This window comes from Pseudomonas sp. GM25 (assembly GCF_000282255.1).
GTDB lineage: Bacteria > Pseudomonadota > Gammaproteobacteria > Pseudomonadales > Pseudomonadaceae > Aquipseudomonas > Aquipseudomonas aphyarum.
In genome coordinates this window covers 94,769-108,436 of sequence record NZ_AKJQ01000009.1, presented here as the reverse complement: position 1 = coordinate 108,436, position 13,668 = coordinate 94,769, and the positions used below count along the sequence as shown (strand labels likewise).

Below are 13,668 nucleotides of genomic sequence, written 5' to 3'. Positions count from 1 at the left end.
GATGCCGCGTTCGCTGCTCGGCCGGATGTTGCTGCTGACGCTGCTCGCGGTGTTGTTCGCCCAGACGCTGTCCAGCGTGATCTGGGTTTCCCAATTGCGCGCGACCCAGCTCGAAGGCCTGGTCACCAGCGCCCGCAGCCTCGCCCATTCGATGACCGCCAGCGTCAGTTACTTCCGCTCGTTGCCGGTGGCCTATCGACCACTGGTGCTCGATCAATTGCGCAGCATGGGCGGCACGCGTTTTGTGGTGACGCTGAACGACAAACCGCTGGGCATGGAAGTGCTGCCGGTGACACCGCGCAAGGCCGCGGTACTGAAAGCGGTGGATGAAGTGCTGCGCCAGTCGCTGGGCCAGGACACCGACATTCTGGTGACCTTCGTCAGCCCAGATGACCTGCGGATCTTCAACGCCGGGTTGAAACTCGATGAGTTGCCTCGCTCCTGGGCGCATTACGCGCTGACCCTGGAGCCAGTGAATCCGCCGGTGCTGGTGACCCAGATTCAGTTGGCGCCCGGTGAATGGCTGTACATCGCCTCGCTGTTGCCCGAGCCCTACACCAGTCTTGAAGAACAGGGCCTGCCGACTCAGCAGGTGTGGTTCATCGTCTTCACCAGCGGTTTTCTGTTGTTGTTCATCGGCCTGCTGGTGCACTGGCAAAGTCGGCCGCTCAAACGTCTGGCGCGGGCCGCGCGGGACTTGTCGCTGGGTGCCGACGTCGAGCCGGTAGCCGAGGGCGGTGGCAGTGAAGTGGTGGAAGTGGGCCGCGCTTTCAACACCATGCGCGAGCGGATCAGCCGTTACCTGACCGAGCGCAGTCAGTTGTTCAGCGCGATTTCCCATGACCTGCGTACACCGATCACCCGCCTGCGGCTGCGGGTCGAACTGCTGGAAGACGAAACGCTGCAAACCAAGTTCGGCCGCGATCTGGACGAGCTGGAGCTGCTGGTCAAAGGCGCGCTGCAATGCGTGAAGGACACCGACATCCACGAAAACATCGAACCGGTGGACCTGAATCATGTGCTCGACTGCCTGGTGGAACCGTATCTGGCGCCCAACGGCAACGGTCGTGTGACCCAGCAGGGACGGGCACTGGCGGCGTATCCGGGCAAGCCATTGGCACTCAAGCGCTGCATCGGCAACCTAATCGACAACGCGTTGAAGTACGGGCAGAACGCGCATTTGCACATCGATGACGATGACAGCGCGTTTGTGCTGCATGTCGACGATGAAGGTCCGGGCGTGCCGGAGCAGCGGTTGGAGCAGGTGTTCGAGCCGCACTTCCGGTTGGCGGGGCAGCAGCAGGGGTATGGGCTTGGGTTGGGGATTGCCCGCAACATTGCTCATAGCCATGGCGGTGAGGTGACTTTGCAGAATCTGCGTGAGGGTGGATTGCGCGTGACCCTGCAATTGCCGCGTTCGGTGGATTGATCTGAATGTCACCGGTCGGTGACAAAACCCGCCCCCTTCGTTACAAGACCCTCCCGGCCCGTTGTTTAGACTGCCCGCAGTCATAACAACAAAAAAGGCCACCCATGGATCACTTCAATCCGGGCTTCAGCAGTTGGCTGAACGCCCCTGCCCACCAGCAATGGCTCGCCGATGAAGGCCTGCGCCTGCTGGCGTTCGCCAAGGCTTCACGGTTGCCCGAAGGCTTCGGCAATCTCGATGAGCGCGGCCAGCTTCAGGCCGGTGCGCAAGCCGAAACCATGAACACCGCGCGCATGACCCACAGTTTCGCCATGGCCCACATTCAGGGCCTGCCGGGATTCGCCGAGCTGGTCGATCACGGCATTGCGGCCCTGCGCGGCCCGTTGCGTGATGCGCTGCACGGTGGCTGGTTCGCTGTCGCTGAACACCGTGACGGCAACACCGGCAAGAACGCTTATCTGCATGCTTTCGTCGCCCTGGCAGCGAGTTCTGCGGTGGTTGCGCAACGCCCCGGTGCGCAGGCATTGCTGGATGACGCCATCGACATCATCGACACCTATTTCTGGAGCGAAGAAGAGGGCGCCATGCGCGAATTCTTCAATCGCGACTGGCGCGAAGAAGAAGCCTATCGCGGCGCCAACAGCAACATGCACGCCACCGAAGCCTTCCTTGCGCTGGCCGATGTCACCGAAGACCCGCGCTGGCTGGTGCGTGCGCAACGCATCGTCGAGCGGGTGATTCACGGTCACGCTGCCGCCAACGATTACCTGGTGATCGAGCATTTCGACCGCGACTGGCAGCCGCTGCGTGAATACAACCATGACAATCCCGCCGACGGTTTTCGTCCCTACGGCACCACGCCGGGCCACGGTTTCGAGTGGGCGCGACTGTTGCTGCACCTCGAAGCCGCGCGGGTTCAGGCCGGCATGCTCACGCCCGGCTGGCTGGCCACCGACGCGCAAAAACTGTTCGAACAAAACTGCCGCCATGGCTGGGACGTCGATGGCGCGCCGGGCATCGTCTACACCCTCGACTGGAACAATAAAGCGGTGGTGCGTCATCGCCTGCACTGGACTCACGCCGAGGCCAGCGCTGCCGCCAGTGCCTTGCTCAAACGCACCGGCGATGCGCAGTACGAAAGCTGGTATCGCCTGTTCTGGGAATTTTGCGAAACGTATTTCATGGATCGCTGCGACGGCAGCTGGCACCACGAACTCGACCCGCAGAACCGCCCGAGTGCCGATATCTGGGCGGGCAAACCGGATCTGTACCACGCCTGGCAGGCCGTTCTGATTCCGCGTCTGCCGCTGGCGCCGAGCATGGCCAGTGCTCTGGCACACCTGTCCCGAAGCGTTCCTGTGTAACCATGTGGTGACATTCGCGCGTCCCTTCGTTACCTGCGAGGGGAAACGCTCTGTTTAAACTCGTGTGCAGCGCAAGCACAAGACTTGCATGCATAACAACAAGAAAGGTACATCTCAGATGAATGCGATTTCTCGCCTCGCTACTGTCATTTCTGTCGCCTCCCTGTTCCCGCTCGCTGTGCTGCCCCTGAGTGTTTCCGCTGCCGAATCCAAAGGTTCGGTGGAAGTCGTGCATTGGTGGACGTCCGGTGGCGAAAAAGCTGCCGTCGATGTGCTCAAGGCACAAGTCGAGAAAGACGGTTTCACCTGGAAAGACGGCGCTGTTGCCGGCGGTGGCGGTGCGACTGCCATGACCGTGCTGAAAAGCCGCGCGGTAGCCGGCAACCCGCCGGGCGTTGCCCAGATCAAAGGCCCGGACATCCAGGAATGGGCGTCGACCGGTCTGCTCGACACTGACGTCCTGAAAGACGTTTCCAAGTCCGAGAAGTGGGACAGCCTGCTCGACAAGAAAGTCTCCGACACCGTGAAGTTCGAAGGTGATTACGTGGCCGTGCCGGTGAACATTCACCGCGTGAACTGGCTGTGGATCAACCCGGAAGTCTTCAAGAAAGCCGGTATCGAAAAAGCCCCGACCACCCTCGAAGAATTCTACGCCGCCGGCGACAAGCTGAAAGCTGCGGGCTTCATTCCGCTGGCCCACGGCGGTCAGCCTTGGCAGGACAGCACGGTGTTCGAAGCGGTCGTGCTGTCGGTGATGGGCGTTGATGGTTACAAGAAAGCCCTGGTCGACCTGGACAACGCTGCCCTGACCGGCCCGGAAATGGTCAAGGCCCTGACCGAGCTGAAGAAAGTCGCGACCTACATGGACCAGGACGGCAAAGGCCAGGACTGGAACCTGGAAGCGGCCAAGGTCATCAACGGCAAGGCCGGCATGCAGATCATGGGTGACTGGGCCAAGTCCGAATGGACCGCCGCCAAGAAAGTCGCCGGCAAAGACTACGAGTGCGTAGCCTTCCCGGGCACCGACAAGGCGTTCACCTATAACATCGACTCGCTGGCCGTGTTCAAGCAGAAGGACGCGGGCACCGCGGCCGGTCAGCAGGACATCGCCAAAGTCGTGCTGGGTGAAAACTTCCAGAAAGTCTTCAGCATCAACAAGGGCTCGATCCCGGTGCGTAACGACATGCTCGCCGACATGGGCAAGTACGGTTTCGACTCCTGCGCCCAGACCGCTGCCAAAGACTTCCTGGCAGACGCCAAGAACGGCGGCCTGCAACCGAGCATGGCGCACAACATGGCGACCACGCTGGCCGTGCAGGGTGCGTTCTTTGATGTTGTGACCAACTACATCAACGACCCGAAAGCCGACCCGGCCGACGCTGCCAAAAAACTCGGCACTGCCATCAAGGCTGCCAAGTAACGTCAGCTTAGAGCAGCTGCAAGCTTCAGTTCGCGCATCGGCCTGAAGCCTGCCGCTTGCAGCGGTCCTTCATCTTCTTTACTGGATCTTCCCATGAGTTCTGTTGCTGTGTTCAGCAAGGCCTCGCCGTTCGACGCATTGCAGCGCTGGCTACCGAAACTGGTGCTGGCGCCGAGCATGTTCATCGTTCTGGTGGGCTTCTATGGCTATATCCTCTGGACGTTTGTCCTGTCGTTCACCACGTCGACCTTCCTGCCGAACTACAAGTGGGCAGGCCTGGCGCAATACGAGCGTCTGTTCGACAACGACCGCTGGTGGGTGGCGAGCAAGAACCTGGCCGTGTTCGGCGGCATGTTCATCGGCATCACCCTGGTAATCGGCGTGACACTGGCAATTTTTCTCGACCAGAAAATCCGTCGCGAAGGCTTTATCCGCACCATTTACCTGTACCCGATGGCGCTCTCGATGATCGTGACCGGTACTGCGTGGAAATGGCTGCTCAACCCGGGCATGGGCCTGGACAAATTGCTGCGGGACTGGGGCTGGGAAGGCTTCCGTCTCGACTGGCTGATCGACCCTGATCGCGTGGTGTACTGCCTGGTGATCGCGGCGGTCTGGCAAGCTTCGGGCTTCATCATGGCGATGTTCCTCGCCGGTTTGCGTGGCGTTGATCAGTCGATCATCCGTGCCGCCCAGATCGATGGCGCGAGCATGCCGCGCATCTACTGGAAAGTGGTGCTGCCAAGCCTGCGTCCGGTGTTCTTCAGTGCGGTGATGATCCTGGCGCACATCGCGATCAAGAGCTTCGACCTGGTAGCGGCCATGACGGCCGGCGGCCCGGGTTATTCCTCCGATTTGCCGGCGATGTTCATGTACTCGTTCACCTTCAGCCGTGGACAGATGGGCATGGGCTCGGCCAGTGCAATCTTGATGCTCGGTGCGATCCTCGCGATCATCGTGCCTTACCTGTACTCCGAGCTGAGGACCAAGCGTCATGACTAGTCTCGCCTCCAAACCGGCCATCAGCCTGAGTCGCATCGCGATCTACGCGGTGCTGATCCTTGCGGTCCTGCTGTACCTGGTACCGCTGGTGGTCATGCTGCTGACCAGCTTCAAGACCCCGGAAGACATCTCCACCGGCAACCTGCTTAGCTGGCCGACCGTGGTCAGCGGCATCGGCTGGGTGAAAGCCTGGGCCACCGTTGACGGTTACTTCTGGAACTCGATCAAGATCACCGTTCCGGCCGTGATCATCTCCACCGCCATCGGTGCGTTGAACGGTTATGTGCTGTCGTTCTGGCGCTTCCGCGGTTCGCAGTTGTTCTTCGGTCTGCTGTTGTTCGGCTGCTTCCTGCCGTTCCAGACCGTGCTGCTGCCGGCGTCGTTCACCCTCGGCAAGATGGGCCTGGCGAGCACCACCACCGGCCTGGTGTTCATCCATGTGGTCTACGGCCTGGCGTTCACCACGCTGTTCTTCCGTAACTACTACGTGAGCATTCCGGATGCGCTGATCAAGGCGGCACGTCTCGATGGCGCGGGGTTCTTCACGATCTTCCGCCAGATCATCCTGCCGATGTCCACCCCGATCATCATGGTCTGCCTGATCTGGCAGTTCACCCAGATCTGGAACGACTTCCTGTTCGGCGTGGTGTTCTCCAGCGGTGATTCGCAACCGATCACGGTGGCGTTGAACAACCTGGTCAACACCAGCACCGGGGCCAAGGAATACAACGTGGATATGGCGGCGGCGATGATCGCCGGGCTGCCGACCCTGCTGGTCTATGTGGTCGCAGGCAAGTATTTCGTGCGCGGGCTGACGGCCGGCGCAGTCAAGGGGTAATCATGGCTACGCTCGAACTTCGCAATGTAAACAAGACCTACGGTGCCGGCCTGCCGGACACCCTGAAGAACATCGAACTGTCGATCAAGGACGGTGAGTTCCTGATCCTCGTCGGGCCTTCGGGCTGCGGCAAGTCGACCCTGATGAACTGCATCGCCGGCCTGGAAACCATCACCGGCGGCGCGATCATGATCGGTGACCAGGACGTCAGCGGCATGAGCCCGAAAGATCGCGACATCGCCATGGTGTTCCAGTCCTACGCGCTGTACCCGACCATGAGCGTGCGCGAGAACATCGAGTTCGGTCTGAAGATCCGCAAGATGAGCCAGTCGGCCATCGACGAAGAAGTCGCCCGCGTGGCCAAGCTGCTGCAGATCGAGCACCTGCTCAATCGCAAGCCGGGCCAGCTCTCCGGCGGTCAGCAACAGCGCGTGGCGATGGGCCGTGCCCTGGCGCGTCGCCCGAAGATCTATCTGTTCGACGAACCGCTGTCCAACCTCGATGCCAAGCTGCGCGTCGAGATGCGCACCGAAATGAAACTGATGCACCAGCGCCTGAAAACCACCACGGTCTACGTGACCCACGACCAGATCGAAGCGATGACGCTGGGCGACAAAGTGGCGGTGATGAAGGACGGGATCATCCAGCAGTTCGGTACGCCGAAAGAGATCTACAACGACCCGGCCAACCTGTTCGTCGCGAGCTTCATCGGTTCGCCGCCGATGAACTTCATCCCGCTGCGCCTGCAACGCAAGGACGGTCGTCTGGTGGCGCTGCTCGACAGCGGCCAGGCCCGTTGCGAATTGCCGATGGCGATGCAGGACGCCGGTCTCGAAGACCGCGAAGTGATCCTCGGCCTGCGCCCGGAGCAGATCGCTCTGGCCTACGGCGAGGGCAATGGCCTGCCGAGCATCAAGGCTGAAGTGCAGGTCACCGAGCCGACCGGTCCGGACACCCTGGTGTTCGTCAACCTCAACGACACCAAGGTCTGCTGCCGTCTGGCGCCGGACGTGGCGCCGCAGGTCGGCGAAACCCTGAACCTGCAATTCGATCCGTCGAAAGTGCTGCTGTTCGATGCCAAGTCCGGTGAGCGCCTGGGGGTTGCAGGCCTGCCGAAAACCGAGTCGCACAGCGCCAACGTGGCCCAGTTCAAGGGCCGCTGATCAACAAATGCGGGAGCGGGCTCGCCCGTTTCCGCAGGGAGCACGCGGTGCGTGGCCTGTCGCGCGCCGCATCAGATGTAAACCGCGTTAGATAAGAAGAACAGTTAATAACAATAAAACGAGGATGTAGGGATGAAGAAGAACAACAACGCTCAGCGTATCGGTCAGTTGTCGGCGATTGCGGCAATGATGCTGGCCGGTAGCGTCCACGCGGCTGACGCGTTCAGCTCCGATTCGGAGTGGATGACCGGGGACTGGGGTGGCGAACGTACCAAGCTGATCGAGCAGGGTATCGACATCAAGATGGACTACGTCGGTGAAGTGGGCGGCAACCTTCACGGCGGTTTCAACGATGACAAGACTGCGCGTTACGCCGACCAGTTCGGTTTGGGCGTGGCGCTGGATCTGCAAAAACTGTGGGGCTGGGACAACACCCAGGCCAAGGTCCAGTTCACCAACCGTAACGGCTACAACATTTCCAACGACCGCGTTGGCGATCCGCGTGCCGGCACCCTGAGTTCCTCGCAGGAAGTCTACGGTCGTGGCCACATGGTGCGTCTGACCCAGTTGTGGATCAAACACCAGTTCTTCGACAACAAGCTCGACATCAAGGCCGGTTACTTCGGCGAAGGCGAAGACTTCAACACCTTCCCGTGCGAGTTCCAGAACCTGGCGTTCTGCGGTTCGCAAGTGGGTAACTGGGCGACCAACATCTGGTACAACTGGCCGGTCAGCCAGGCGGCCATTCGCGTCAAATACAACATCAACGACGAGCTCTACGCGCAGATCGGTGCGTACAACCAGAACCCGTCGCAACTGGAACACGGTAACGGCTTCAAGCTGAGCGGCAGCGGCACCAAAGGCACCGTATTGCCAGTGGAACTGGTCTGGTTGCCTAACCCGAACGGCCTGCCGGGCGAATACCGTGTCGGTTACTACAAAAGCACGGCCGATGCCGACGACGTTCGCGAAGACGTCAACGGTTTCGATGCGGCAACCACCGGTGATGCCTACCGTACCCACAGCAGCAAGCACGGTTACTGGTTCGTTGCACAGCAACAGCTCACCAGCCACAACGGTGACAAGAGCCGTGGTCTGAACATTGCCGCCAACGCCACGTTCCACGACAAGGACACCAACTTCATCGACAACTACCAGTCCGTGATGTTTGTGTACAAAGGCCCGTTTGACGCACGTCCGAAAGATGACGTCGGTATCGGTGCGGCACGTATTCACGTCAACAATGACGTGAAGAAAAACGCCGAGCTGCTCAACGTCGCCAACGGTGTTTCGGACTACGACAATCCGGTGTTCTCGCCGATTCGTGAAACCGAATACAACTACGAGATCAACTACGGCTTCCACGTGACCAACTGGCTGACCGTACGCCCGAACCTGCAATACATCACTCATCCGGGCGGTGTGGATGAAGTGGATAACGCTTTGGTCGCTGGCCTGAAAATTCAGTCTACGTTCTAACGCGTCTGCGATAAGCTCCTCTCTATGTGCGCATATTTGCGGACAGCCCAGGCTGTCCGCTTTTTTTTGGAAAGGGATGTCGCAGCCCATGAAAGTTGAATCTGGAACCGTGGCCCATGCATGAGCATCCGCTGCAACGCTTCTTCAAATCCCTGCGCGAACGACCGGTGTTCGCCTGGGAGCGCTATCAGATGCGCGATGTGCTGGTGATCGATCATCCGCTGTGTCAGGCGGTGTTCAGTCGTCAGGGTGCGCAGTTGCTGCACTTTCAGCCGCGCGGGCAGAAGCCGTGGCTGTGGTGCGCGGCGAAGTGGCCGCATGTCGGCGCGATTCGCGGCGGCGTGCCGGTGTGCTGGCCGTGGTATGGCCGTCACCCGAGCGAAAACGCGTGGCCGTCCCATGGCTGGGCGCGACTGCTGGACTGGAAACTGCTCGACAGCAGCACCGGCGATGACGGCGTGCGCCTGCATTGGCAATTGCAGCTGTGCGACTGGCAGGTGGACCTGCACGCACACCTGGGCGAACGCATGGAACTGCGCCTGAGCACTGAGCATCAGGACGACATGCCGTGCCAGTTGAGCCAGGCTTTGCACGCTTACTGGCGTATTGGTGACGTGAGTGAGATAGCGCTGTCTGGGCTCGAAGGGGCGCAGGGTTACGACCAGTTGAACCGTGAGATTTGCCAGCAGGAAGGCGAGTTGCGGGTCGATGGTGGCTGTCAGCGCGTGTTCCAGCACGACGGCGAATTGCAGCTCAAGGATCACGCCTGGCAGCGCGAGTTGTGCATCGATACCGGCGACAGCGCGGACACCGTGGTGTGGCATCCGGGGGCGCGGCCGTTGCTGGGCGTGAGCTGGGATGAGATTTCGGAATTTGTCTGTGTTGAAGCGGCGGCGGGCGGGACTGACAGCCTGCATCTGGCGCCGGGGGAGAAGGCGCATTTGAGTTTGCAGGCTTGGGCTGCTGCGTAATGATCGTTCCCACGCGGACGGTTCGACGCCTCGACGTGGGAACGATCAGCGCGAACTAGTTGAACTCGTCACCCACCGGATACCGGCTGGCATTCAAACTCTCTTTGATCTTGCGCAGATGCGGCTGGAAATCCACCCCGCGACGCAGCGTCATCCCCGTCGCCAGCACATCCAGCACGGTCAACTGAATGATCCGCGAAGTCATCGGCATATAAATGTCAGTGTCTTCCGGCAGGGGAATGTTCAGGCTCAGCGTACTGGCCTTGGCCAGCGGCGAATTCTCTGCCGTCAGGCCCAGCACCGAAGCGCCGTTCTCCCGGGCGATGCGCGCCACTTCCACCAGTTCGCGGGTGCGGCCGGTGTAGGAAATGATCACGAACAGCTCGCCGGTGTGCGCTACCGAAGCAATCATCCGTTGCATCAGCACATCGGCGTGGGCGGTGACCGCCAGGTTGAAGCGGAAAAACTTGTGCTGCGCATCCAGTGCCACCGGAGCCGAAGCACCCAGGCCGAAGAAGTGAATCTGCCGGGCCTGGATCAACAGGTCGACGGCGCGGCTGATCAGGTTCGGGTCCAGCGCCTGGCAAGCGCTGTCCAAGGATGCGATCGCGCTGCCGAAAATCTTCTGCGTGTAGGCCTCGGGATTGTCGTCGGCCTCTACTGCGCGGCTGACATAGGCCGCGCCGCTGGCCAGGCTCTGGGCCAGTTGCAGCTTGAGTTCGGGGTAGCCGCTGACGCCGAACGAACGGCAGAAACGGTTGACCGTCGGTTCACTGACCGACGCCGCCTGGGCGAGGGCGGCGATGCTGAAGCGGGTGGCCTGCTGTGGGTTGAGCAGGATCACTTCGGCCACTTTGCGTTCGGCCTTGTTCAGCTCTTCAAGGCGACTCTGGATCTGTTCCAGTAAATTTCGCACGCGGTCCATAAGAATTCCTAGATTCACCGGCGCCGATAAGCGCGCGGCTATGCAAATTGGGCCTTTGATGTGGCCCGTGACGGTGGCCTATCCTACTGATGGCTCCGATCGACCACCACTCGGAATCTGTATTTTGCGAAAATGTTGTGGTTATTACTACATTTTCCCTTGAGTGATGCCTTGAAAAAAGGTATTTGTAGCTTAACTTGATAAAAGAACAAACATCATGCCTTCGATTACGGTTGAACCGTGCACCTTCGCCTTGTTCGGCGCCTTGGGCGATCTAGCCCTGCGCAAGCTGTTTCCTGCCCTTTATCACCTTGATGGCGCCGGCCTGCTGCACGAGGACACGCGCATTATCGCACTGGCCCGTGAGGCGGGCACCGAGCAGCAGCACCTGGCGTTCATCGCCGCCGAGCTGCGCCGTTACGTGGGCAAGGAACTGGACGAGGCCGTGGCCGAGCGCTTTCTGGCGCGTCTGACCTACCTGCACGTCGACTTCCTCAAGGCTGAAGATTACGTGGCGCTGGCCGAACTGGCCGGCAGCACGCAACGCATGATTGCCTACTTCGCCACCCCGGCGGCGGTGTACGGCGCGATCTGCGAGAACCTGGCGAAAGTCGGTCTGGCGGAAAACACCCGCGTGGTGCTGGAAAAACCGATCGGCTCGGATCTCGAATCCTCGCGCAAGGTCAACGACGCCGTGGCGCAGTTCTTCCCGGAGAACCGCACCTACCGCATCGACCACTACCTGGGCAAAGAAACCGTTCAGAACCTGATCGCCCTGCGTTTCGCCAACAGCCTGTTCGAAACCCAGTGGAACCAGAACTACATCTCCCACGTGGAAATCACCGTGGCCGAGAAGGTCGGTATCGAAGGCCGCTGGGGTTACTTCGACAAGGCCGGCCAGCTGCGGGACATGATCCAGAACCACCTGCTGCAACTGCTCTGCCTGATCGCCATGGATCCGCCGGCCGACCTGTCCGCCGACAGCATCCGTGACGAGAAGGTCAAGGTGCTCAAGGCCCTGGCGCCGATCAGTCCGGAAGGCCTGACCACGCAAGTGGTGCGCGGCCAGTACATCGCCGGGCACAGCGAAGGCAAGTCCGTGCCGGGCTACCTCGAAGAGCCGAATTCCAACGCCCAGAGCGACACCGAAACTTTCGTTGCCCTGCGTGCCGACATCCGCAACTGGCGCTGGGCCGGCGTGCCGTTCTACCTGCGTACCGGCAAGCGCATGCCGCAGAAACTGTCGCAGATCGTCATCCACTTCAAGGAACCGTCGCACTACATCTTCGCCCCCGAGCAGCGCCTGCAGATCAGCAACAAACTGATCATCCGCCTGCAACCGGACGAAGGCATTTCCTTGCGGGTGATGACCAAAGAGCAAGGCCTGGACAAGGGCATGCAACTGCGCAGCGGCCCGCTGCAACTGAATTTTTCCGACACCTGGCGCAGCGCTCGGATCCCCGATGCCTACGAGCGGTTGTTGCTGGAAGTGATGAACGGCAATCAGAACCTGTTTGTCCGTAAAGATGAAATCGAAGCCGCGTGGAAATGGTGTGACCAGCTGATCGCCGGGTGGAAAAAATCCGGTGACGCGCCCAAGCCGTATGCGGCCGGGTCGTGGGGGCCGATGAGCTCCATTGCATTGATCACGCGGGACGGGAGGTCGTGGTATGGCGATATCTGATGTGAAACTGCCCGAGGGCGTGAGTGCCCGCGAATTCAAGAGCCCGGTGCTGCTTGCCGAAGGCCTGGCGCTGAGTGTCGCCAAGCAGTTGAGCGAAGCGCTGGCGGCACGCGGCAACGCCGTGCTGGTGGTGTCCGGCGGTCGTAGTCCGGTGGCGTTTTTCCAGCACCTGGCCAAGCAGGAACTGGACTGGTCGAAGGTCGTCGTGACCCTCGCCGACGAACGCTGGGTACCGGTCGAACACGCCGACAGCAACGCCGGTCTGCTCAAGCAATATCTGCTCAAGGGCCCGGCGGCCAAGGCACAGTTCCTCAGCCTTTACAGCGCGGCGGCCAACGTCGAGCAGGCTGCGGAGCAGGCCGATCGTTTGCTCGCCGAGTTGCCGCCCATCGACGTGCTGGTGCTGGGCATGGGCGATGACGGTCACACCGCGTCGCTGTTCCCGGACAGCCCGAACCTGGCCGAAGCCCTGCAAGCCGACGGCACCCGTCGCTGCTGGCCGATGCTGGCGCCCAGCGTGCCGCGTCAGCGCTTGACCATGAGCCGCGCACTGCTGGCCTCGGCCCGGCACAAGATTCTGTCGATTTCCGGTCAGTCGAAACTGACCACCCTGAATGCCGCACTGGCATCCAACGACGTCGCCGCCATGCCGGTTCGCGCGTTTCTGCAACCTACGTTAGAGATTTACTGGTGCCCATGAGCCAAGGAACAGCCGCTATGACAACCCCATCCCCGACCGTTTCCATGGCGGACAAAGTTGCCCTGATCGACAGCCTCTGCGCCAAGGCGCGGATCCTGCCGGTGATCACCATCGCCCGCGAACAGGACGTGCTGCCGCTGGCCGACGCCCTGGCCGCCGGTGGTCTGACCGCGCTGGAAGTGACCCTGCGTTCGCAGTTCGGCCTCAAGGCGATCCAGATCCTGCGCGAACAGCGCCCGGAACTGATGACCGGTGCCGGCACCGTACTCGACCGCAATATGCTGGCTGCAGCCGAAGCTGCCGGTTCGCAATTCATCGTCACTCCGGGCATCACCCGTGACCTGCTGGAAGCCAGCGTCGAAAGCCCGATCCCGCTGCTTCCGGGCATCAGCAATGCCTCCGGCATCATGGAAGGCTATGGCCTGGGTTATCGCCGCTTCAAGCTGTTCCCGGCTGAAGTCAGCGGTGGCGTGGCGGCAATCAAGGCCCTCGGCGGCCCGTTCGGCGAAGTGAAATTCTGCCCGACTGGCGGCGTCGGCCCTGCCAACATCAAGAGCTACATGGCGCTGAAAAACGTCATGTGCGTGGGCGGTAGCTGGATGCTCGATCCTGAGTGGATCAAGAACGGCGACTGGGCCCGCATTCAGGAATGCACCGCCGAGGCGTTGGCGCTGCTGGACTGATCTTCAACTG

Annotated in this window: 12 protein-coding genes; 11 read left to right on the top strand and 1 reads right to left on the bottom strand. The window is 61.0% G+C overall.

Going from position 1 to position 13,668, the window contains the following annotated elements; all coding sequences use genetic code 11:
- The first annotated feature begins 1 nt into the window (after nucleotide 1).
- The 8 genes from PMI24_RS03090 (at nucleotide 2) to PMI24_RS03055 (ending at nucleotide 9,666) form a co-directional block, all read left to right on the top strand.
- On the top strand, nucleotides 2-1,429 hold the full coding sequence (locus PMI24_RS03090; protein ID WP_202949240.1) for an ATP-binding protein: 1,428 nt from the start codon (nucleotides 2-4) through the stop codon (nucleotides 1,427-1,429).
- Nucleotides 1,430-1,533: 104 nt separating this feature from the next.
- Entirely contained in the window at nucleotides 1,534-2,793 is a 1,260-nt protein-coding gene (locus PMI24_RS03085; protein ID WP_007951168.1) for a D-mannose isomerase, read from the top strand.
- Between the two features lie 118 nt (nucleotides 2,794-2,911).
- Nucleotides 2,912-4,213: an ABC transporter substrate-binding protein gene (locus PMI24_RS03080; RefSeq protein WP_007951167.1), complete on the top strand. Its 1,302-nt coding sequence runs from the start codon at nucleotides 2,912-2,914 to the stop codon at nucleotides 4,211-4,213.
- Nucleotides 4,214-4,306: 93 nt separating this feature from the next.
- Nucleotides 4,307-5,215, top strand: a complete 909-nt coding sequence (locus tag PMI24_RS03075; RefSeq protein WP_007951166.1) for a carbohydrate ABC transporter permease — start codon at nucleotides 4,307-4,309, stop codon at nucleotides 5,213-5,215.
- A complete protein-coding gene (locus tag PMI24_RS03070; protein ID WP_007951164.1) occupies nucleotides 5,208-6,053 on the top strand; it encodes a carbohydrate ABC transporter permease in 846 nt (281 codons plus the stop codon). Before PMI24_RS03075 ends, PMI24_RS03070 begins: the two co-directional genes overlap by 8 nt.
- A gap of 2 nt (nucleotides 6,054-6,055) precedes the next feature.
- Nucleotides 6,056-7,216: an ABC transporter ATP-binding protein gene (locus PMI24_RS03065; protein WP_007951163.1), complete on the top strand. Its 1,161-nt coding sequence runs from the start codon at nucleotides 6,056-6,058 to the stop codon at nucleotides 7,214-7,216.
- A gap of 132 nt (nucleotides 7,217-7,348) precedes the next feature.
- The gene (locus tag PMI24_RS03060) at nucleotides 7,349-8,695 is read left to right on the top strand and encodes a carbohydrate porin (RefSeq protein ID WP_007951162.1); all 1,347 of its coding nucleotides are present in this window, start codon (nucleotides 7,349-7,351) and stop codon (nucleotides 8,693-8,695) included.
- Nucleotides 8,696-8,811: 116 nt separating this feature from the next.
- Nucleotides 8,812-9,666, top strand: a complete 855-nt coding sequence (locus PMI24_RS03055) for a D-hexose-6-phosphate mutarotase (RefSeq protein WP_007951160.1) — start codon at nucleotides 8,812-8,814, stop codon at nucleotides 9,664-9,666.
- A gap of 55 nt (nucleotides 9,667-9,721) precedes the next feature.
- On the opposite strand, the gene PMI24_RS03050 is transcribed toward PMI24_RS03055, so the two are convergent.
- Nucleotides 9,722-10,582: a MurR/RpiR family transcriptional regulator gene (locus tag PMI24_RS03050; protein ID WP_169842436.1), complete on the bottom strand. Its 861-nt coding sequence runs from the start codon at nucleotides 10,580-10,582 to the stop codon at nucleotides 9,722-9,724.
- Between the two features lie 226 nt (nucleotides 10,583-10,808).
- Between PMI24_RS03050 and zwf the strand changes: the two genes are divergently transcribed.
- Genes zwf through PMI24_RS03035 form a run of 3 tightly spaced genes read left to right on the top strand, consistent with a single transcriptional unit; the run spans nucleotide 10,809 to nucleotide 13,658 of the window.
- Entirely contained in the window at nucleotides 10,809-12,275 is a 1,467-nt protein-coding gene (gene zwf / locus PMI24_RS03045) for a glucose-6-phosphate dehydrogenase (RefSeq protein WP_007951158.1), read from the top strand.
- Nucleotides 12,262-12,975, top strand: coding sequence for a 6-phosphogluconolactonase (pgl, locus tag PMI24_RS03040; protein WP_007951157.1), 714 nt, complete (start codon nucleotides 12,262-12,264; stop codon nucleotides 12,973-12,975). Before zwf ends, pgl begins: the two co-directional genes overlap by 14 nt.
- Before the next feature lie 17 nt (nucleotides 12,976-12,992).
- Nucleotides 12,993-13,658: a bifunctional 4-hydroxy-2-oxoglutarate aldolase/2-dehydro-3-deoxy-phosphogluconate aldolase gene (locus tag PMI24_RS03035; RefSeq protein ID WP_007951156.1), complete on the top strand. Its 666-nt coding sequence runs from the start codon at nucleotides 12,993-12,995 to the stop codon at nucleotides 13,656-13,658.
- The last annotated feature ends 10 nt before the right edge of the window (nucleotides 13,659-13,668 follow it).

What these genes read in the sequence shown, in the direction of transcription:
- PMI24_RS03090 (WP_202949240.1), top strand. Translation starts at nt 2, where the DNA reads ATGCCGCGTTCGCTGCTCGGCCGGATGTTGCTGCTGACGCTGCTCGCG.
- PMI24_RS03085 (WP_007951168.1), top strand. Translation starts at nt 1,534, where the DNA reads ATGGATCACTTCAATCCGGGCTTCAGCAGTTGGCTGAACGCCCCTGCC.
- PMI24_RS03080 (WP_007951167.1), top strand. Translation starts at nt 2,912, where the DNA reads ATGAATGCGATTTCTCGCCTCGCTACTGTCATTTCTGTCGCCTCCCTG.
- PMI24_RS03075 (WP_007951166.1), top strand. Translation starts at nt 4,307, where the DNA reads ATGAGTTCTGTTGCTGTGTTCAGCAAGGCCTCGCCGTTCGACGCATTG.
- PMI24_RS03070 (WP_007951164.1), top strand. Translation starts at nt 5,208, where the DNA reads ATGACTAGTCTCGCCTCCAAACCGGCCATCAGCCTGAGTCGCATCGCG.
- PMI24_RS03065 (WP_007951163.1), top strand. Translation starts at nt 6,056, where the DNA reads ATGGCTACGCTCGAACTTCGCAATGTAAACAAGACCTACGGTGCCGGC.
- PMI24_RS03060 (WP_007951162.1), top strand. Translation starts at nt 7,349, where the DNA reads ATGAAGAAGAACAACAACGCTCAGCGTATCGGTCAGTTGTCGGCGATT.
- PMI24_RS03055 (WP_007951160.1), top strand. Translation starts at nt 8,812, where the DNA reads ATGCATGAGCATCCGCTGCAACGCTTCTTCAAATCCCTGCGCGAACGA.
- zwf (WP_007951158.1), top strand. Translation starts at nt 10,809, where the DNA reads ATGCCTTCGATTACGGTTGAACCGTGCACCTTCGCCTTGTTCGGCGCC.
- pgl (WP_007951157.1), top strand. Translation starts at nt 12,262, where the DNA reads ATGGCGATATCTGATGTGAAACTGCCCGAGGGCGTGAGTGCCCGCGAA.
- PMI24_RS03035 (WP_007951156.1), top strand. Translation starts at nt 12,993, where the DNA reads ATGACAACCCCATCCCCGACCGTTTCCATGGCGGACAAAGTTGCCCTG.